Below are 19,552 nucleotides of genomic sequence, written 5' to 3'. Positions count from 1 at the left end.
CGATCATGCCGACCCCGAGTGTCGGCGGAACCGGGATCAGGGCTCAGAGCGTCTTGAGGTACTCGATGATGGCCCGCCGTTCCGCATCGGTCAGCACCGACGTGAATTCGTGCCCCGCGTTGCCCTGACTGTACAGATGCGTGTTCATGATCTTGCGGTTTTCCATGTCGCTTTGCGTCACGATGGGCGGATAGCTGATGTTCCAGGCACCGGTAATGCTGGCGTAGTAGCTGTTCAGAGCCTGCTGCGGATACGGTGTCTGTTCGATATTCCAGATGCTGCAGTTGAACTCCGGCTGCACCATCGGCGGATAGAACGTGCAGTTGATCCGATCGTAGTCCCAACCCAGCTTTTCCGTGTCATAGGCGCGCTGAAGATTCGTGTCGAAACCCATGACCACCGAATACGGTGAGCCCGCCGGCTTCGGGGCCGACTTGCGGCGCCAGATCGGATAGCGATCCTCCGGCTTCAGCACCTCCCAGATGTTGGGCACGGAACCGTTGTGGAAATACGGCGCCGATGCCCAGACGCCATACAGCGGCTGGGCCAGGTAGCCCAGCTCCCGATCGCCGCGCAGCCGCTCCTGGTTCTGCGGCCCGCAGTCCTCCTCGCTACCCTTGGTCGGCGGATAGCCGAAGAAGTTGTCCGCCCCAGCCTGCTGCATGCCCTCGGTGTTGGTCAGCACCCGTCGCTCGTCCGTACCGATGATCTCCAGCGGAACGATGTAGCCCGCCATGCCTTCCAGCAGCGGCGTCGCCAGGTAGTCCGGATCGTTCACATAGCGCGGCGCGTAGGCGCCGTGACAGCCTGCGCAGGAGCCATTGCCTTCCGGCGCGCGAACGGAGTTGTCGCGCTCGGGCGCCCACAGGTCCAGTTCGTGGAACAGCACCGCACCCTGTTCAGCCAGCGCGGTGTCGACCGGGAATGGATAGGCCGGAGCCTTCAGTGATTCCGCCCAGCGATTGATCTCCGGACCGTGCTCTCGCATCCAGTCCTGACCCGCCTCGCCCCAGGGGCCCGCCGTTCCGCCGAACAGGCCGAAGAACGGGGTATAGAACACCGAGTCCACCCGTGGGGAATCCATCGGGAACAAGCCGTCGACGAATTTCTGCGGGCGGTGCCCCATGTTCCACCAGTTCGGCGAATCCATGCTTCCGGTGGAACCGGAACCGGCAATGTGGAAAAAACCCTCCGGCGTCGGGTATCCCTCGTCCGGAAACAGGAAGGCGATATTGACCGCGCTGGCATTGTTGGTGCCGCGCGCCTGGGTCAGGTTCAGCGGCATGGCACCAGACGCCATGTAACCCAGCGGCGCCATGTCACGGAGGAACAGATTCAGGTCAGTGGCGCTGGAGCCGCCGAACTGGAATCCCAGGCCCGGGCCATCCGCCGGGGTACCCACCTCGCCGCTGTGACAACCGTGACAGGTGACCCCGATCCGGCCGCTCCAGGAACCATCCGGCTCGCGCAGCTGGGTGAACATCTCGGGCAGCTGACCGCTGCCGCCATCGGTGGCGTTGGGGTTTTCCCCGGGCAGCGGATAGGGATTGCGCCCCTGGGAGAACCCCGATCCGTAGCGCTGGGCCACCAGCTGGTCGAAATTCCCGGGACGGGCGAAGAAACCACCCCAGATCTGCCAGAGCTTGTTGTACTGCGTCGCGCTGAATGTCGAGACCCCGCCCGCGGCCTCGGCATCGTGGTAGTTATCGCCTGCGAACAGCGCCGCGACACCCTCGCCGCCGGTGTCCATCAGCCTCGCGCCAGCTTCGAACTGGTCTCGCAGTCCGCCGCAGGTCTCCGGATGGCCATGCTCCTGAACCAGCTCGGGATCGACATGGCACTCGGCCCAGCGGGTATTGAAGTGAACCGCCTTGCCATCACTGACGCCGGGCTGCACCAACGTGCGCGGGTCAACCGGGACCGGCGTGGCGTCGGGCTTGCCGACGCAGTAATCCCACTGCCAGGTGCCGCCCCGGCTGCTCCCCAGCAAGGCATCCGGATCGTCATCGAACACGAACCCCTGCGCGGGCGCCGCGGCAAGCAGCGCGAGCACCGCCGGAACCCACGCCCGCATTCGCGCGCCGCTCGCAACACCCCACCATGCACGTTGCATCGCTACCTCCCTGTAGCAATCATCGGTTGCATCGTCGGAGAACCCGACGATGTTTCATCTTGAAACAAGCCTCGTCATAAAAATGACGTTTGTCAACTTTATGCGAGAACTAGACGCCGATGCGCTCGACCAGTGCGATGGTCCTGCGTCGGACCCAGTCCGGCGTGTGCCGCAGACCGGTGACGGCCAGCCGATTGAACAACCCGGGAATCCGCACCGGATCGCCCTTCATGCAGGCCGCATAGCCGCTCTCCGCGACCTCGCGAGGCTCCAGATTCGGGATCACCGGCAAGCGCATCGGCGCCCGCCCGCCCTGGGCGATCATGTCGGTGTTGGTGAAGCCCGGACAAAGCGCCGTGACGGTCACGCCCTCGCCCTCCAGTTCCAGAGACAGCGATTCGCTGAACGACAGCAGGAACGCCTTGCTGGCGGCGTAGCAGGCCAGCGACGGGACCGGATTGAACGACGATGTGGACGCGACATTGAGAATGCGCCCCGCCCGGCGGTCGCGCATCCGGCCGGCGAGCGCGTGGGTTAGTCGGATCACCGACAGGACATTCAGATCGACCAGTTGGACATGCCGGTCCGCTGACACATCCAGAAAATGGCCTTCGTGCAGCACGCCCGCATTGTTGACCAGGACATCGACGTGAAACCCCCGGGCGTCCAGCTCGGCCAGCACGCGGTCGCAGTCGTCAGCCAGCGTGAGATCGGCCGCGATCCAGTCGCACTTCACGCCCGTCCGCCCGGCGATCTCCGCGGCCGCGGACTTCAGCTGGCCGGCCGAGCGGGCGACCAGCACCAGATCGTGCCCATGCTCGGCGAACACGTCGGCCAGCGCCCGGCCGATGCCCGCGGAGGCTCCGGTCACCAGGGTCACGTTTCGGGTCATGATGTGCGTCGTCTCCGAATCTTCAGGGCCTTTTCCAGCTCCACGAGCGCCTCACCCGTGTAGACGGCAATTCGCTGCATGTGCGGCAGGCTGTCGCGGCAACCGGTGAAACCGACGTTGAAGCGGTTGTTGTAGCTCAGCACCGAGATGTTCAGCGCCTCGCCATTGAACAGCAGCGAGATCGGGTAGATCTCCTCCAGCGTCGCGCCGTTGAGATAAAGCGCCTCGGCGGGCCCCGGCACGTTGGACAGGATCAGGTTGTGCATCGGCCGGGCGTAACCGCCGACTCCCAGCACGATCTGCATCATGTAAGGCGCCATGAACAGCATCGTGTACTGATTCATGGAATCACTGCTGAGCCCGGTGAGGCTGTCCTTGGCGGCACGCGCCGACTCGTGGCAGGCACGCAGCCGCTCCACCGGTTCGGCAAGATCGGTGTGCAGGCTCGAGAGGATGAAGGAAATCGCATTCCCGGCCCTGGTGTCTTCCGCATTGCGATAGGACACGGGCATGCCCGCCACCAGCGACTCGTCCGGCAGCTTGCCCAGCTCGCCCAGATAGCGGCGCAGCGCAGCCGAGCAAAGGGCCATGAACACATCGTTGATCGACACGTCGGCCCGCCGCGCGATCCGCTGAATCCGCTCCAGCGCGTAGTTCTGCGTGGCGAAGCGGCGTTTGCCGCCGATTCGCCGATTCAGCGGCGTGATCGGAGCGGCGAAGGGTCTGACGATCTCGTCCTCCGACGCCCGCCATTGCCCCGCCAGCGCCTTGCCGGCCGCCCAGGCGGCGGCGCCCTGCAGCTTCAGCGTATCCAGCAGCGCAGGTTGGGATCGTGGCCGAGCAGGAGCCGCGACACCGAGATCCGGCAGGTCGCGTTCCGCGAACGACCAGGGCGGGCCACCCAGCCCGGCCTCCGATCGATCGGACAGCATCCGCCGCAGAATCCGCGTGCCCGCCACACCATCAACCAGCGAATGGTGGGCCTTGAGATAAAGCGCGAACCGGTTGCGCTCCAGCCCCTCGATGACATGGAACTCCCACAGCGGCCGCGACCGGTCCAGCGGATAGGAATGCAGGCGTGACACCAGCGTGCCGAGCTCACGTTCGCCGCCCGGCCTAGGCAACGCCGAGTGACGCAGGTGATAGTCCAGATCAATCCGATCCGGCTCCAGCACCTCCCAGAACGGCAGCAGCTTGCCGATGCCGGAACGCTTCAGCACATAGTTGAACGGTAGCGAGAAGATTCGTGTGCTTCGAAAGCTGTCGACGAGATCCAGCAGATAGGATTCCGGTGCAGCGTCCGGAATCCGGAAGATGGACAGACAACCGATGTGAGTCGGCATGTCCGCCTTTTCCGCATAGAGCCATGCGGCGTCGGTGGGTGCAATCGGTATCGACATGGTTGTTGTTCTTGGGTCGAGTGGCGACTGTCGCCGACGGCTGAACCGCTCGCCGCGGACGCCCGGCCAGCACGCGCAGTCTGGATCAGGTCAGGCGGCGACCTGACGCCGTTCGTCCGCGACGGCGGGCGTCAGCCGGTACGCCGTCATCAACGGCTTCGCGGTCCGGTCGCGGTATTCGCGCATCAGCCCCGTCCAGTTGTTCGTGTTGACGCCGTCGGCCGTCACGTACCAGCTGCGGCAGCCCCCTTCGAAGCTGGTGGTGGCGCTGCGGTGACGCATTTCCTCGATCCAGGCCTGCTCCGCCTGCTCGCTGATTTCCGCTGCTCTCCAGCCACGCGCATTCTGATCCTGGAGCAACTGCACGATGTAGCGCTGCTGGCATTCCAGCATGTAGATGATCGACCCGGACCCCAGGTTGGTGTTGGGGCCGTAGAGCACATGGAAGTTCGGATAGCCGCTGACCTCCATGCCTAGATAGGCCGCGGCGCCCCGCCGCCAGTCCTCGTGCAGATCGCGACCGTCGCGGCCGACGACACGCATCGGCGTCAGGAACTGCGTGGCGGCGAATCCGGTGCCAAAGATGAGGGTGTCGACCTGCCGCTCCTGACCATCCTCGGTGCGAACACCATGGGCCGTGATCTCGGTGATGCCATCGGTCACCGGTTCGACGTTGGGACGCATCAGCGTCGGCAGCCAGTCGCGGGTCAGCAGAATGCGCTTGCAGCCGATCGGATAGTCAGGCGTCAATTTCTTCCGCATCGCCGGATCACGCACCTGGGTACGGAACTGCGCCTTCGACAACCAGGTCACCAGCCGTTCGATGAACCGATTCCCGGAGTAGGCGCGGGCAAGCGTCTCGGTGATCATCCTGATCCGGAAGCGGTCGATGTCATGCAGGATCGGAAATTTACGAAACAGCCATTGCTCGAACCCGGAGAACACGCGTTCGAACTTGGGAATCACCCACCCCGGCGAACGCTGAAACACGTACATCTGCGCCACCCGGTCGGCGATCGCGGGAACGAACTGGATCGCGCTGGCACCGGTGCCGATGACCGCGACCCGACGACCGCTCAGGTCGTGCTCATGGTCCCAGCGGGCGGAGTGAAAGCGGTGTCCCTCGAAGCGGCCCAGCCCCGGAATGTCCGGAGTCGCCGGACGGTGCAACTGACCAACCGCGCTGACCACGTGACCGGCGCGCAAGGTCGAGCCGTCCGCCAGCGTCAATATCCAGTGCCCGGAGGCCTCCTCGTACCGTGCCTCGGCGACTTCGGCGCCAAAGCGGATATGCGAACGCAGCCCGTACTTGTCCGCGCAATGCTTCATGTAGCCCAGAATTTCGGGCTGCGGGGCGTAGCGGCTGGACCAGGGGTAGTGATTCTCGAAGGAGAAGGAGTAGAGATGCGACGGAATGTCGCAGGCGGCGCCGGGATAGGTGTTCTCGCGCCAGGTGCCGCCGACCTCGTCGCCCTTCTCCAGCACCACGAAATCGTCAATACCCGCCTGCTTGAGGTAGTACGCCATCCCCAGGCCGCCAAACCCGGCGCCGATCACGGCGACGCGGCAGCTTGAAGTTCCTGTTCCCACCATCACGTCCTCGCCTTGGTCATCGCCCGGGCCGGCATCGACCCGCCCCGGGGCATCCGCGCACATGTAGGAGGAGGGTACGACGCGGTCGCGGAAACACCAACGCGCGAACGAGCAAGCCCGCACACCGCGACGCCGAGGTCATTGCGGCCAGCCATCGGGTGGGATGCCCGACGCTTGGTGGCGCTGCCTCCTCCGAATCCGGCCTCCCCCCACGGGAGAGCCAGCATCTGTGGCGATGACCTTATCAATATAATGACTTTTGTCAATTTAACAATCGTTCAGGAGCCTGCTGTCGCACCCAGCAGGATCAGGTCGGCTCCCTTCTCCGCAATCATCGTCGTGCCGGCGTTGGTGTTGGCGCCGACCAGGGTCGGCATCACCGACGCATCCACCACGCGCAGTGCCCGCACCCCGCGCACCTTCAGATCAGGGTCGACGACCGACCGGTCGTCTCCGCCCATGCGGCAGGTGCCCACGGGGTGGTAGGTCGTCTCCGCCGTGCGGCGCACGAAGTCCTCCAGGGCCTCGTCGCTTTCCACGTCGGGTCCCGGATGCAGCTCGACATCCCGATGGGCGTCGAACGCTGGCTGCGCCAGCAGCTCCCGCGTCTTGCGCACGCCACGTACCAGATCGCTCACGTCCTCCGGCTCGGCGAGATAGTTCGGGTCGATCTCCGGTGCATCCAGCGGGTTGCCGCTGGCCAGACGCACCCAGCCCCTGGACCTGGGCCGGAGCGCGTAGACGTAAACGATGTATCCGAACCGCTTGAGCAACACGGACATCTCCAGGCCATGTTTCAGGTTCGCCACGGCGGAGAAATGCCACTGCATGTCGGGGATGTCCTCTCCGGCACGGGAACGGATGAAGCCGCCCGCCTCCGGACCATTGCTGGTGTACGGCCCCGTGCGGCGGAACAGGTACTGGAACAAACCCTTGATCAGCGTCCACCAGCCGCGTCCACGCGCGGCGAATCCGACCCTGGACCGGGCGCGGGTCTCCACGATCACCTCAAGGTGGTCCTGCAGGTTGGCACCGACCTCCGGGGCGTCGACCACCACAGGAACCCCGTGACGCGTCAGCTCCTCTCTGGGCCCGATGCCGGACAGCATCAGCAGCTGCGGGGACTGGAACGCACCGGCGCTGAGAATCACCTCCCGCGCGGCGTTCAACGTGATCCGTTGCCTGCCGTCATCGCATTCCACCCCCGTCGCGAGATCGCCGTCCAGCAGCACCCGCGTGCATTGCAGGCCCGTGCGGATCTCCAGGTTGGGCCGGGCCAGGACCTCCGGCGTCAGATAACCACGTGCATTGCTGCAGCGCTGCCCATCGATCTGGAACACCTTGAACTGCCCCACCCCTTCCTGGTCGGCGCCGTTGAAATCGTCATTGCGTGCATAGCCGGCCTGGACGCCGGCCTCGACGAAGGCTTCGGACAAGGGGTTCGTGTAACGGCGCTCGCTGACCGACAGCGGACCGTCGGTCCCGTGAAACGGACGGTCCCGGTCCGCCAAGGGCGCCCGGTAGGTCTCCGAACGGCGGAAGTACGGCAGGACATCGGCATAGGACCAGCCCGTGCAGCCCAGTTCCGCCCAGCGGTCGTAGTCGCTCGCATGTCCGCGGGTACAGACCGTGGCGTTGATACTGCTGCTGCCGCCCAGCGTCTTGCCGCGCGGCTGGTAGGTCCGACGCCCGCCCAACTCCCGTTGCGGGGTGCTCCAGAACGCCCAGTTGACGAAGGCCTTGCCGACCAGGGCGCCAATGCCGAACGGCATGTGGATGAGCGGATTGCGATCCACCGGGCCCGCTTCCACCAGGCAGACGCGGTTGGCGGGGTCGGCCGACAACCGGTTGGCCAGCACGCAGCCGGCGCTGCCGCCCCCGATGATGATGTAGTCGTAGTTCAACGCGGTCTCCTGTTGCCGCGGTCGATCCCGTGTCGCCGCTCCATCGGTGCGCAGGCCGCGCCGCCGACGATCGGTCATCCGACCGGGATCGAGGACTTATTTTGACAAAAGTCCATTCTTGACCGGGCCAGAACATGGCGCAAGCGGCGCCCACGTCATGACGGGATCACGGCGGCCCGACCACCAAGCTGCGCGGCAACGGTCTCGGGCTGACGATGCGCCCTCCAAACGCCGTCATAAACAACATCAATTATTAATAATAGTTCGTTGATTTATATCTAATTCTTTTATCAACAAAGAAAAACTCGCGCACCCGGTTCAGACGCGCCGCAGCCGCAGCGCGTTCCCGATCACGGACACCGACGACAGGCTCATCGCGGCGGCGGCGATCATCGGCGACAGCAGCAATCCGAAAAACGGATACAGCACACCAGCGGCTACCGGCACGCCCAGGCTGTTGTAGCCGAACGCGAACCACAGGTTCTGGCGAATGTTCCGCATCGTCGCCCGCGACAGGCGGATGGCGATGGCGACACCCAGCAAGTCGCCGCGCACCAGGGTGACACCGGCCGACTCGACGGCGACATCCGCGCCGGTCCCCATCGCGATGCCGACATCGGCCTTGGCCAGTGCCGGCGCGTCATTGATGCCGTCCCCGGCCATGGCGACGACCCGCCCCTGTTCCTGCAGCTCGGAGACGATCCGTGCCTTGTCCTGCGGCATCACCTCGGCATGCACCTCGTCGATGCCCAGCTGCTGCGCCACATGTTCGGCGGTAGCGCGACCGTCACCGGTCAGCATGATCACGCGAATGCCTGCATGCCGCAGCTGCCCCATGGCATCGGCCGTGGTGCCCTTGATGGCGTCGGCGATGCTGAGCCAGGCGGCGAGCCGGCCGTCGACGACCAGATACACGACGGTGGCGCCGCCGGCTCGCGCGGCCTCCGCAGCGTCGCGCACCGCGGACAGCTCCGCCGATTCACGCTCCGCCAGATGCGTGTTGCCCACCGCGACCCGACGACCCTGCACCGTCGCCCAGACGCCCAGCCCGGCGTCGCTATCGAAGTCATCGGCGGGTGCCAGGTCCAGCTCGCGATCCCGCGCCGCGTCGACGATGGCGCGGGCCAGCGGATGCTCGCTGGCGGCTTCCACCGAGGCCGCGAGGCGCAACAGCTCAGCCTCGGACTCATCGCCCAGGGGATGCACGCCGGTGAGTCGCGGTCGCCCTTCCGTCAAGGTCCCGGTCTTGTCCACCACCAGGGTGTCGACCTGTTCCAGACGCTCCAGCGCCGCGGCATCCTTGACCAGTACGCCCTGCTCCGCGCCACGGCCCACGCCGACCATGATCGACATCGGCGTCGCCAGCCCCAGCGCGCAGGGACAGGCAACAATCAGCACGGACACGGCGGCCAGCAGCGCATGCGCCAGTGCCGGACTCGGGCCGAGCAGGGCCCAGGCCACGGCCGCCGCCACCGCGCAGACCACGACCGCCGGCACGAACCACGCGGCCACCTTGTCGACCAGGCTTTGCACCGGCGCCCGTGAGCGCTGGGCATCCGCGACCATCGTCACGATCTGGGACAACAGCGTGTCGGCGCCGACGCGCTCGGCCGTCATCACCAGACTGCCGTTGCCGTTGACCGTGCCGGCGGACAGGCTGTCGCCCTCCGTCTTGCGCACCGGGTCGGGTTCGCCGCTGAGCATCGACTCATCCACGTGACTCGCCCCCTCGGCGATCACGCCGTCCACCGGCACCTTCTCGCCAGGGCGCACGCGCAGCCGATCCCCGGTCTGCACCTGCTCAAGCGGCACATCGGACTCGCGTCCGCTGTCGTCCAGCCGGTGCGCGATGCTGGGCGCGAGCTCGAGCAGCGCCCGGATGGCGCCGGAGGTGCGCGCACGGGCCCGCGCCTCCAGCACCTGGCCGAGCAGGACCAGCGTCACGATCACGGCCGCCGCCTCGAAATACAGCGGCGCGCGGCCATGCTCCAGAAACGCCTCGGGCAACACGCCCGGCATCAGGGTCGCGACCAGCGAATAAAGCCAGGCGCTGCCCGTGCCCAGTGCGATCAGCGTGAACATGTTGAGATTCCAGCCCCGCAGCGAGACCCAGCCACGGACGAAGAACGGCCAGCCGGCCCACAACACCACCGGCGTCGCCAGCACCAGCTCCGCCCAGGCTGTCCAGGCGCCATGCAGCGGCAGGCCCAGCATGGGCCCCATCGCGATCACCAGCAGAGGCAGCGACAGGACAACGCCCAGCCGGAACCGTCGCTGCATGTCGCGCAGTTCGCCATCGTCCTCCTGCCCGGTGGGCACCATGGGTTCAAGCGCCATGCCGCAGATGGGACAGTCACCCGGTTCATCACGAACGATCTCTGGATGCATCGGACAGGTGTACTGCGTCCGTCGCGGCATCGGCGTCCGCGGCTCCAATGCCATGCCGCAGCTGGGGCAGGCGCCGGGGGACGACGCCTGCACGTCCGGGTGCATCGGGCAGGTCCAGATCGCGGCATTCACCGGCGCTGCCGGCTTGCTCGCGTCGTGATGATGGTGCTGACAGTGCGAATGATCTTCCACGGCGAACACTCCGAATTTGAATGCGACCAGCTTACAATCTGGAGTCTGGTCCAGAGTCAAGAGATATGGAGCGCGCCATGAGCGGCATGACGATCGGTCGGCTGGCCAAGGCCACGGGTGTCAACATCGACACCATTCGCTACTACGAACGCGAGCGGCTGCTGGCGGAGCCGCAACGCCGGCCCTCCGGATATCGCGTCTATGACGACAGCGCCGTCGAACGTCTGCACTTCATCCGGCGGGCCAAGCAGCTGGGCTTCACGCTCACCGAAATCGGCGAGCTGCTGGAACTGAGCAGCGGTACGGACATGAGCGCCGTGCGGGCCGCCGCGTCCGCGAAACTGGATGACGTTGAACGTCGCATCCGGGAGCTGCAAAGCGTCCGCCGCGGCCTCAAGACGGTCATCGATGCCTGTCCGGGGCACGGCGATCCGCACCAATGCCCCATCATCCAGTCGCTGTCGGCCGGTGCGCCCCCGGCGGACTGAGATCACCCCCGAGCCGCACCGCAGACACCGCGCCGGTACGCGATCAGATAAACGGCCGGAATCACCACCAGGCTCAGCAGCAGTGCGCTGATCGCGCCGCCGAACAGTGGCGCCGCGATGCGGTGCATCACTTCCGAGCCGGTGCCCTGATTCATCATCACGGGCAGCAAACCGAAGATCAGCGTCGCCGTGGTCATCACCACGGGCCGTAGTCGCAATCCGGCGCCGTCCGCCACCGCCTGCCGCCATTCCCCCGGCGACGGTGCGCCGCCCGGTTCGGTGGCCGCGGCAATCAGCCGGTCTCTGGCCATGTTCAGGTAGACCAGCATGACCACGCCGATTTCGGTGGCCACGCCCGCCAGCGCGATGAATCCCACCCCGACGGCGACCGACAGCTGATAGTCCAGCAGATAAAGCAACCAGACGCCGCCAATCAGCGCCAGCGGCACCGTGCCGAGAATGATCGCGACCTGGGCCAGACTGCGGAACGCCAGGTAGAGCAGCAACGCTATCACCGCCAGGGTTGCCGGCACCACCAGCGCGAGCTTCTGTTTCGCGCGTTCCATGTATTCGTACTGCCCCGACCAGTGCAGCGTGTAGCCAGGCGGCAGATCCAGCGCCTGCTCGACCACCGATTTCGCGTCGCTGACATAAGAGCCGATGTCGCGATCGGCGATGTCGACGAACACCCAGCCGGCCGGCCGCGCGTTCTCGCTCTTGATCATCGGCGGGCCATCCTCGACCCGCACCTCGGCGACATCACCCAGGGCCACCTGGGCACCGGTGGGCGTGACAATCGGCAGCGCATCAATCGCTTCCACGGAGTCCCGGACCGCCTGTGGATACCGCAGATTGACCGGGTAACGCTCCAGGCCTTCGACGGTCTGGGTCACGTTCATGCCCCCGATGGCGGCGCGCACCACCGCCTGCACGTCGGCGATGTTCAGGCCCAGGCGTCCGGCGCGTTCGCGATCGATGTCCACGGTGATGTAGCGGCCTCCGGCCACGCGCTCCGCATAAACGCTGGCCGTGCCACGCACCTGCGGGAGAATGTCCTCCAGTTGGCGTCCGATCGCCTGGATCCGGGTCAGATCGGCCCCGCTGATCTTGACGCCCACCGGAGTCTTGATACCGGTGGCCAGCATGTCGATTCGGGTCTTGATCGGCATCACCCAGGCGTTGGTGACCCCGGGAAGCCTGACGCGCTGCCGAATCTCCTCGCGGATGTCATCCAGCGTCATACCTTCGCGCCATTCACTTTGCGGCTTGAAGGTGATCGTGGTCTCGATCATGGTCAGTGGCGCCGGATCGGTGGCGGTATCCGCGCGACCGATCTTGCCGAACACGGACTCCACTTCCGGCACCGACTTGATGAGCTTGTCGGTTTGCTGCAGCACCTGCCGCGCCTTGCCGACCGAGATGCCCGGACGGGTGGTCGGCATGTACATCCAGTCGCCCTCGTCCAGCGGCGGCATGAACTCCGAACCCAGTCGGCTGGCCGGATACCAGGTCGCGGCCAGTACGACGACACCGGCCCCGAGCACCAGCCAGGGCGCACGCAGCACGGCATGAATCACCGGCCGGTAGGCCGCCATCAACAGGCGATTGATCGGGTTCTCACGCTCCGGCCGTATCCGTCCCCTGACGAAATAGCCCATCAGCACCGGCACCAGCGTGATCGCAAGCCCGGCGGACACCGCCATCGCGTAGGTCTTGGTGAAAGCCAGTGGCGCGAACATCCGCCCCTCCTGCGCCTCCAGCGTGAACACCGGCAGGAAACTGAGCGTGATGATCAGCAGCGAAAAGAACAGCGCCGGCCCCACCTCGCTGGAAGCATCGACCACGCGCTGCCAGGTGTCGCGGGCATCGTCCTCGCGCTCCATGTGCTTGTGGAGGTTCTCGATCATCACGATGGCGGCATCGACCATCGCCCCGATCGCGATCGCAATGCCGCCCAACGACATGATGTTCGCGTTCAGGCCCTGGAACCGCATGATCAGGAACGCGCCGAGAATCCCGACCGGCAGGCTGACGATCGCGACCAAAGCGGAGCGCAGGTGAAACAGGAATAGCGCGCAGACCAGCGCGACGATGAGGAACTCCTCGATCAGCGTGCGGTAGAGATTGCTCACCGCCCGGCCGATGAGATCGGAACGGTCGTAGACCGTCACCACCTCCACGCCGTCGGGCAGGCTGGAGCGCAGCTGGGCGAGCTTGGCCTTGACGCGCTCGATGGTGGCCTGCGCATTCTCGCCAAAGCGCATCACGATCACGCCGCCGACGACCTCGCCCTCCCCGTTCAGTTCGGCGATGCCACGCCGCAACTGCGGGCCCAGACGCACGTCGGCCACATCGGCCAGACGCACGACCACGCCGTCCGAGGTGGTGCGCAGCGGAATCGCCTCCAGATCGTCGACCCCGCTCAGATACCCGGTGGCCCGCACCATGTACTCGGCCTCGGCCATCTCCACCACGGCGCCACCCGACTCCTGGTTGGCGGCCTGAATGGCCTGGTGCACCCGCATCAGGGGCATGTTCAGTGACCGCAGCTTGTCCGGATCCACGACCACCTGATACTGGCGCACCATGCCGCCCACGGTGGCCACCTCGGACACGCCGTCAACGGTCTGCAACTCGTATTTCAGGAACCAGTTCTGCAGCGAGGTCAGCTCGGACAGATCGTGCCGCCCGCTGCGATCGACCAGTGCGTACTCGTAGACCCAGCCGACTCCGGTGGCGTCCGGCCCCAGGGCCGGCCTCGCGTCAGCCGGCAGGTTGGGCGCCACCTGCGACAGGTACTCCAGCACCCGCGAGCGAGCCCAGTACGGATCGGTGCCGTCCTCGAACAGGATATAGACGTAGGAATCACCGAAGAACGAGTAGCCACGCACGGTCGCCGCACCCGGTACCGCGAGCATCGCGGTGGACAATGGATAGGTCACCTGCTCCTCAACCACTCTCGGAGCCTGCCCGGCGAACGGCGTGCGGATGATGACCTGCACGTCCGACAGGTCCGGGATCGCGTCTACCGCGGTGTTCTTCACCGCCATCAGGCCGGCGACCACCAGAAACAGCGTCGCGATCAGGACCAGTGGCCGGTTGTTGACCGACCAGTTGATGATGCGGGCGATCAACGCTCCGGCTCCAGCCTGTCCACCATCATCGTGCCGTGCTTGAGCGTGAAGCGAACGTCGTCACCCTGCTCCACGGCGTCCAGGTCGACATCCGGCCCCACCGGGAAGGGCATGGTCATGCCGGGCATGCCCACCGATTCGATCGGCTCATGATTCAAGGTGACACGACGCCTGTCGCGATCCACGCCCATGACCTTGGCCCGGGTCATCCCGTCCTTCGCGGTCTCGGACATCGACATCTCGCCGTGGTCCATCGCGTGGTCGTGCGCGGCGCCGTGGTGATCCATGTGGCCGTTCATCGCATGGCCGTCGCCATCGTCCTTGGCGGCCAGCGCCGCCGGCGCCAGTCCCGTCAGGGCCAGGGTCAAGCCCAGTGCAAACAGCGTGTTGTAATTCTTCATTGTCCCGCCTCCATTTGATTGATGGTCATGGTCTGGTCGTCCAGACCGAAAAGCAGTTCGTCGCCGGCTTCGACGGCGCCGAGGTCGATCTCCGGGCTCACGGGAAAGGGCATGGTCATCGCCGGCATGCCCATGGATTCAATCGGTTCGTGTTCCAGCGTGATCCGGCGGTGTTCCCGATCGACCGCGATCACGCGGCCGCTGGTCATGCCCTCGCCGGACTCCATCGGCATGGCGGCCTCACGCATCGCGTGATCGCCGTGACGCGGCCCGCCTCCCGCATCCATGCCGTCCATGGTGTCGGACGGCTGAATCCCGGTGACCTGATAGCGACCCGCCGCGGGTTGCGTGACCGTGACCTCGACCCGGTCACCGACCCGTACGTCCGCCACGTCCGCGGCAAGCTCGAAGGACATGGTCATGCCCGGCATCGCCAGTCCGCCCTCACCCAGCGGCGTGATCGGGCCATGCTCCAGCATGATGGTGCCGGCGGCCTCGTCCAGCGACCGGACCACGCCCATGGCCATGCCGCCGGGATGCACCGCTTGCAGCCGCAGGGTCTCGGCGTCGAGATTCGCCTCCGAGTCGATCAGGAACTGCCCGGACACCACGACCTGATCGCCGGCAGCCACGCCCTCCAGCACCTGCAGGTCGTTTCCGGCACGCAGGCCGATCGTCACCGGCACCACGTCAAAGGCGCCGTCGCCCACGCGCCTCACCACGCGGTCTCCTGCGCCGCCACGAATCACCGCCGCGGACGGCACGGTCAACGCGTTGTCCAGCGGTTCGGCCCGGATCGTCGCGCGAGCGAACATGTTCGGCCGCAGGGCTCCATCCGCGTTGTCGAAGACCAGCCTCGCCGTAACGGTGCGGGTCACCGGATCGAGACTGGGATAGACGTAATCGACCCGACCCTGCCACCGCCGGCCCGGATAGGCATCGACGGTTGCCGTCGCCGACAATCCCTCTCGCACCAGGCCCGCGTCACGCTCCATGAGGTCGACCAGCACCCAGACGGTCTCCAGGCTGGCCAGCGTCATCATGTGCGTGCCCGGCGAGATGAACTGACCGTCACGCACACCCAGCATGGCGACCACGCCATCGGACTCCGCGGTCTGTCGCAGCTGCCGGGCCGGTTCACCTCGCTGTCGCAGGGCGCGAATCTGCGCATCGCTGTAGCCCAGTGCCGCGAGCCGTTCCGCGGCCGCCCGCACCAGCGCCGAGCGACCCGATGCGCGCGCGGTCAGGTACTCCTGCTCGGCGGCGGTCAGCTTGGGCGAGAACAGGGCATACAGGAGTTCGCCGGCCCTGACCGCGCCACCCTCGGTGGCCACCGACAGCTGCTCGAGCCAGCCTTCGGCCCGCGCATGAATCATCTGGAAGCTGTTCTCGTCGTAGGCAACCGTCCCCACCGCCGGAATCTCGCGGGACAGCGCGCGGCGTTCCACCGTCGCGGTCCTTACCCCGAGGTTCTGCACGACGGCCGGGGTGATGGTGACATCGGCGCCGCCCGCCCCCCCGCCTTCGGCGCACACCGGCACCAGGTCCATGCCCATGGGCGACTTGCCGGGTTCGTCGCGCTGGTAGCTGGGATCCATCGGTGCCGCCCAGTGCCGTGGCGCGGCGCCATCGGCGCAGGGGCCGTCACCGCCTCCGGACTCCATGCCGGCCATGTCGTGAGCGCCGTTGCCCGCCAGCAACCAGCCGGCCAGTCCGCCGACGGCCAGCAGCAGCGCGCCCGAAATCAATGTGCGCAGGCTCATGGTCGAGTCTCCTGAAAAAGATGCAGAGTCGGGTCGGCCACCTGAGTCGCCAGCGCGGCGCGGGCGGTCCATTCCTCCACCCGGGCGCGCTCGACCCCGAGGCGCGTTTCCAGCAGTTGCTGTTGCGCGTCGACGACGGCCTGAAAGTCACCGGCACCGGTTTGCCAGTCGGCCTGAGCGGCCGCGAGATTCTGCCTGGCCAGCGGCAGCAGTTCGTTGCGGTACAGCGCCAGGGTCTGACGCGACTGCTGGACCTGCGCATGCGCACCGGCGACGGCCGCGGCGACCTGCCCGGAGAGGTCCCGTTGTGCCCAATGCGCGCGCTGGACATCGGCGCGCGCGGCCTCTACCTCCTGACGTCGCCGGTCGAAGTTCAGCGGCAGGTTCAGGCTGACACCCGCCTGCAGACGCTTTTCCGGTGGATCGAGCGTGCCGAGATGGCTCAGGTTCAGGCGCAGGTCGGGCATGCGATCACGCTGCGCGAGCTCGGCGCGGTGCGCGTACATCCGCTCGCGGGCGTCCAGCGCCTGGAGCGCGGGCTGGCGCGCCTGCGCGGTTTCGATCAGCACCGCGAGCGGCGGCAGGCCGGGTGGCTCCGGCCAAGATGCCGGCGCGCCCAGCGGCGTCTCCACGGGCTGGTCACGCAGCGCGTTGATTGTCGCCGCGATCGTCCGCTGACGTTTCACCAGCTCCAGTGCCTCGCGGCGCAGGCTGACCTCACGCAAACCGGCCTGAAGCACCGCCTGCTGAGTGCCGCGGCCACTGGCGTAGAGCTGTGTCGCGACCTCACCCAGCTCGCGCAGCAACGCCTGATCATCGGCATTGATCGCCAGCGCCTGGTGGACCAGATACCACTGACCGAACTGGCGCCTCGCCTGTTCGACGACCTGGAGCCGCAGACTCTCGAGATCCATGGCCTGTGCCTGACTGGCAGCCTGGGCCGCCTCGCGTTTCAGGTCCAGCTTGCCGGGCCACGGGATGGCCTGGCTGATCTGCCAGATCTGCCGGGTTCCGAGGTCCTCGTCACCGATCGTCTCCGGCGCAACCGCCCAGCCGAGCACCGGATCAGGCAGCGCGCCGGCCGGACCGACCCGGGCCTCGGCAGCAGCAAGGGCCTGGGCCAGCGCCTGTGGACCGGGATGGCGCGCAAGCACCTCGCGAACCAGCTCCTCGCCACTGAGCATGCGTTGTCCGGCACCGCCCGCGGCGCTACAGAGGTTGACCAGCGTCGCCAGCGCAAGCCCGACGATCAGCCGGGTCACGACACCGCCTCCGCTGGCTTGGGGCATGGAACCCCGCGCCCGCCGACAGCGACGAGCAAACGAGTGTCAACGGAATCGGCGAATCCGCCGGCCACACGCTGACCGCATGCGAGGGGCAAGACGGAAAGCACCCTGTCACGGGCGACCGCCTGACTCGGCGCGCGAACAGCCCGAAGGCCGGCCGCTGCGCCGGTGTAGAACGTTCTCATGGGATCTTCCTGAAGAGGCAAATCGGCGGCGCGGTTCAGGCGCCGGACGAATCGGGTTCAGGAATGATCTTGTGGTGGTCGTATCGGTGGGTGGCTGTGAGCCGGCAGCAAGCGCGCCGGATACGATTCGATCAATGCCTCCGTCGCCTGAACACCCGGCAGGATCAAGGCATCCGCCGGCAGCGACACATGCGCCAGCGCGGCGCAGAGGCTGGCGCACTCGCCGGCCGACATGTCGGAATCGTCCATGTGAACCTTACCGTGACAGCGCTCCGGCTCACCGGCCATCTCGCTGCCGGCCTCGTCATGCATCATCGGCGCGGGCGACCCGCAGACGAACGCCGTCGCCGTGCCGACCGGCATCCAGATCATCACGATCGTCAGGAGAATGTAGGTGGCTGTTTTCATCGGCGGTCAGGACTATCCAGCTTCATCATAAACCCTGGACCGTGGTCGAGAGTCAAGACGGCAGTGTCCGTCGCAGGACGGCCGAGACCGGATGAGACGCGGATCACGTCTGCCCGGAGCCGATTGGGAATGGCGCGCCCGGCAGGATTCGAACCTGCGACCGCCGGCTTAGAAGGCCGATGCTCTATCCAGCTGAGCTACAGGCGCGTGGGTTGCCATTCTAGGCGATGCGCGTCGTCAGGTCTGCGGTGACGGACATCCACGTGCCGACGCCCGGGCAGCCGCTACGGCTCCGGCGGACCACTGGGGCATCCCTCCCGGGACCCGACACGCTGCGACAACTCGCGACAAAGCCTCGCGGCCTGGTCGGCATCACCCCGAGCGCGCAGCAGCTTGGCGAGACGCACGGTGGCTACGGGTTCAAGAGGCGTCTGATCGAGCACGCGGCGATACCAGCCCTCGGCGGTCACCGCGTCACCCGACGCCAGATGAGCGTCCCCGATGAGAATGCCCAGGGGCGCCCGCCACGGGCCGATGCGCTGCGGCTCTTCCGCGTACTGACGATTCATGGTGGCGAAGGCCTGTTCGTACCAGCGAAGCGCTTCGGCGGTGTCACCGCCAATGGATGCGAGTTCGCCCAGGTTGATCATGGCCTCCCAGGCCGTGGCATCAAGTTGGATGGCGCGCTGGTAGCTCTCGCGAGCTTCGTCCAGCTTGCCCTGGGCCGAATAGGCGAAGCCAAGCGCCTTGTGCGCGTCCGCATCGCGTGGCGCCAGTCGAACGGCGCGGGCGGCAAGCGCTTCCGAGCGGGCGAGGACGGAGGCCATGTCGGGCCCCTGAGTGATGCCCTGCGCCAACGCATCGCCCAGCGAATTCGCCGACGAATCGTCACCTGGCGCCGACTGCCAGCGCACCACCCGCTGCACCAGCGCGTTGGCGAGGCCCGCCTGCGCCGGCGCATAGGCCGGATCGATCGCGATTGCCCGCTCGTACAGCACGATCGCGGATTCGTTGTCGGCTCGGGTGAACCGCATGTACAGATCGTGCGCGCGATCGGCCAGTCCCTCGGCGCCGGCCGATTGGGCTGCGTCGGATGCGGGCGATGTCGCCGCGGCTGACGGCGACCCGTCATTCATCCGATGGAACACGAGCGCCGCGATCAGACTCAGCAGCACCAGGGCACCCGCCAGTCTCCATGGCCGCGGGCGCGACCCTGAGCCCGGTCCGGGCTGCACCTCGGGGTCGCTCCGATCCGGCCGAACCTCGGCAATCAACCGATAGCCACGCTTGGGGATCGTCTCGACATAGGCCGGCGCCTGGGTCCGGTCACCCAGTGCGCGCCGGAGCTTGGACACGGCGCGCGCCAGGGAATCCTCCCCGACCACCACGCCGGGCCAGACCAGCG

General features: G+C 66.7%; 13 protein-coding genes and 1 tRNA gene. 1 reads left to right on the top strand and 13 read right to left on the bottom strand.

The genetic code is table 11. From position 1 onward, the window contains the following. Nucleotides 1-43 precede the first annotated feature (43 nt). The 6 genes from ABNS06_RS13845 to ABNS06_RS13820 all read right to left on the bottom strand — a co-directional run bounded on the left by ABNS06_RS13845 (nt 44) and on the right by ABNS06_RS13820 (nt 10,482). Nucleotides 44-2,113 carry a hypothetical protein gene (locus tag ABNS06_RS13845; protein ID WP_348675182.1) on the bottom strand — a complete coding sequence of 690 codons (2,070 nt, stop codon included), beginning with the start codon at nt 2,111-2,113 and terminating at the stop codon, nt 44-46. A 109-nt stretch (nt 2,114-2,222) separates the two neighbouring features. Beyond that, on the bottom strand, nt 2,223-3,005 hold the full coding sequence (locus ABNS06_RS13840) for an SDR family NAD(P)-dependent oxidoreductase (RefSeq protein WP_348675181.1): 783 nt from the start codon (nt 3,003-3,005) through the stop codon (nt 2,223-2,225). Then, on the bottom strand, nt 3,002-4,405 hold the full coding sequence (locus ABNS06_RS13835) for a wax ester/triacylglycerol synthase family O-acyltransferase (RefSeq protein WP_348675180.1): 1,404 nt from the start codon (nt 4,403-4,405) through the stop codon (nt 3,002-3,004). The genes ABNS06_RS13840 and ABNS06_RS13835 overlap by 4 nt, the downstream gene beginning before the upstream one ends. A 90-nt stretch (nt 4,406-4,495) precedes the next feature. Continuing rightward, the gene (locus tag ABNS06_RS13830) at nt 4,496-6,061 is read right to left on the bottom strand and encodes an NAD(P)/FAD-dependent oxidoreductase (RefSeq protein ID WP_348675179.1); all 1,566 of its coding nucleotides are present in this window, start codon (nt 6,059-6,061) and stop codon (nt 4,496-4,498) included. 215 nt (nt 6,062-6,276) lie between these two features. Further along, nucleotides 6,277-7,980 carry a choline dehydrogenase gene (locus ABNS06_RS13825; RefSeq protein ID WP_348675178.1) on the bottom strand — a complete coding sequence of 568 codons (1,704 nt, stop codon included), beginning with the start codon at nt 7,978-7,980 and terminating at the stop codon, nt 6,277-6,279. 240 nt (nt 7,981-8,220) lie between these two features. After that, nucleotides 8,221-10,482: a copper-translocating P-type ATPase gene (locus tag ABNS06_RS13820; protein WP_348675177.1), complete on the bottom strand. Its 2,262-nt coding sequence runs from the start codon at nt 10,480-10,482 to the stop codon at nt 8,221-8,223. Nucleotides 10,483-10,559: 77 nt separating this feature from the next. Between ABNS06_RS13820 and ABNS06_RS13815 the strand changes: the two genes are divergently transcribed. Continuing rightward, complete coding sequence (locus ABNS06_RS13815) at nt 10,560-10,970, top strand: MerR family transcriptional regulator (RefSeq protein ID WP_348675176.1); 411 nt, start codon at nt 10,560-10,562, stop codon at nt 10,968-10,970. Nucleotides 10,971-10,972: 2 nt separating this feature from the next. Here the strand turns inward: ABNS06_RS13815 and ABNS06_RS13810 are convergent, their stop codons facing one another. From ABNS06_RS13810 to ABNS06_RS13780, 7 genes are all read right to left on the bottom strand, one after another. Next, nucleotides 10,973-14,104, bottom strand: coding sequence for a CusA/CzcA family heavy metal efflux RND transporter (locus ABNS06_RS13810; RefSeq protein ID WP_348675175.1), 3,132 nt, complete (start codon nt 14,102-14,104; stop codon nt 10,973-10,975). Next, complete coding sequence (locus ABNS06_RS13805) at nt 14,101-14,505, bottom strand: copper-binding protein (protein WP_348675174.1); 405 nt, start codon at nt 14,503-14,505, stop codon at nt 14,101-14,103. The genes ABNS06_RS13810 and ABNS06_RS13805 overlap by 4 nt, the downstream gene beginning before the upstream one ends. After that, nucleotides 14,502-16,268: an efflux RND transporter periplasmic adaptor subunit gene (locus tag ABNS06_RS13800; protein ID WP_348675173.1), complete on the bottom strand. Its 1,767-nt coding sequence runs from the start codon at nt 16,266-16,268 to the stop codon at nt 14,502-14,504. The genes ABNS06_RS13805 and ABNS06_RS13800 overlap by 4 nt, the downstream gene beginning before the upstream one ends. Next, complete coding sequence (locus ABNS06_RS13795; RefSeq protein WP_348675172.1) at nt 16,265-17,557, bottom strand: TolC family protein; 1,293 nt, start codon at nt 17,555-17,557, stop codon at nt 16,265-16,267. Before ABNS06_RS13795 ends, ABNS06_RS13800 begins: the two co-directional genes overlap by 4 nt. 239 nt (nt 17,558-17,796) lie before the next feature. After that, nucleotides 17,797-18,147 carry a hypothetical protein gene (locus ABNS06_RS13790; RefSeq protein ID WP_348675171.1) on the bottom strand — a complete coding sequence of 117 codons (351 nt, stop codon included), beginning with the start codon at nt 18,145-18,147 and terminating at the stop codon, nt 17,797-17,799. A gap of 130 nt (nt 18,148-18,277) precedes the next feature. Next, a tRNA-Arg gene (locus ABNS06_RS13785) sits at nt 18,278-18,354 on the bottom strand. Nucleotides 18,355-18,431: 77 nt separating this feature from the next. After that, nucleotides 18,432-19,552 (bottom strand): tetratricopeptide repeat protein (locus ABNS06_RS13780; protein ID WP_348675170.1); only part of this gene is annotated, 1,121 nt, incomplete at its 5' end.

Source organism: uncultured Abyssibacter sp. (assembly GCF_964000955.1).
In the GTDB taxonomy this organism is placed as follows: domain Bacteria; phylum Pseudomonadota; class Gammaproteobacteria; order Nevskiales; family OUC007; genus Abyssibacter.
The sequence above is the reverse complement of the archived record's forward strand: the minus strand, read 5'-3'. Positions and strand labels throughout refer to the sequence as shown.

Excerpts from the sequence above, each read along its gene's own strand:
- ABNS06_RS13845 (WP_348675182.1), bottom strand. The coding sequence starts at position 2,113 with ATGCAACGTGCATGGTGGGGTGTTGCGAGCGGCGCGCGAATGCGGGCG.
- ABNS06_RS13840 (WP_348675181.1), bottom strand. The coding sequence starts at position 3,005 with ATGACCCGAAACGTGACCCTGGTGACCGGAGCCTCCGCGGGCATCGGC.
- ABNS06_RS13835 (WP_348675180.1), bottom strand. The coding sequence starts at position 4,405 with ATGTCGATACCGATTGCACCCACCGACGCCGCATGGCTCTATGCGGAA.
- ABNS06_RS13830 (WP_348675179.1), bottom strand. The coding sequence starts at position 6,061 with ATGTGCGCGGATGCCCCGGGGCGGGTCGATGCCGGCCCGGGCGATGAC.
- ABNS06_RS13825 (WP_348675178.1), bottom strand. The coding sequence starts at position 7,980 with ATGACCGATCGTCGGCGGCGCGGCCTGCGCACCGATGGAGCGGCGACA.
- ABNS06_RS13815 (WP_348675176.1), top strand. The coding sequence starts at position 10,560 with ATGAGCGGCATGACGATCGGTCGGCTGGCCAAGGCCACGGGTGTCAAC.
- ABNS06_RS13805 (WP_348675174.1), bottom strand. The coding sequence starts at position 14,505 with ATGAAGAATTACAACACGCTGTTTGCACTGGGCTTGACCCTGGCCCTG.
- ABNS06_RS13800 (WP_348675173.1), bottom strand. The coding sequence starts at position 16,268 with ATGAGCCTGCGCACATTGATTTCGGGCGCGCTGCTGCTGGCCGTCGGC.
- ABNS06_RS13795 (WP_348675172.1), bottom strand. The coding sequence starts at position 17,557 with ATGCCCCAAGCCAGCGGAGGCGGTGTCGTGACCCGGCTGATCGTCGGG.
- ABNS06_RS13790 (WP_348675171.1), bottom strand. The coding sequence starts at position 18,147 with ATGAAAACAGCCACCTACATTCTCCTGACGATCGTGATGATCTGGATG.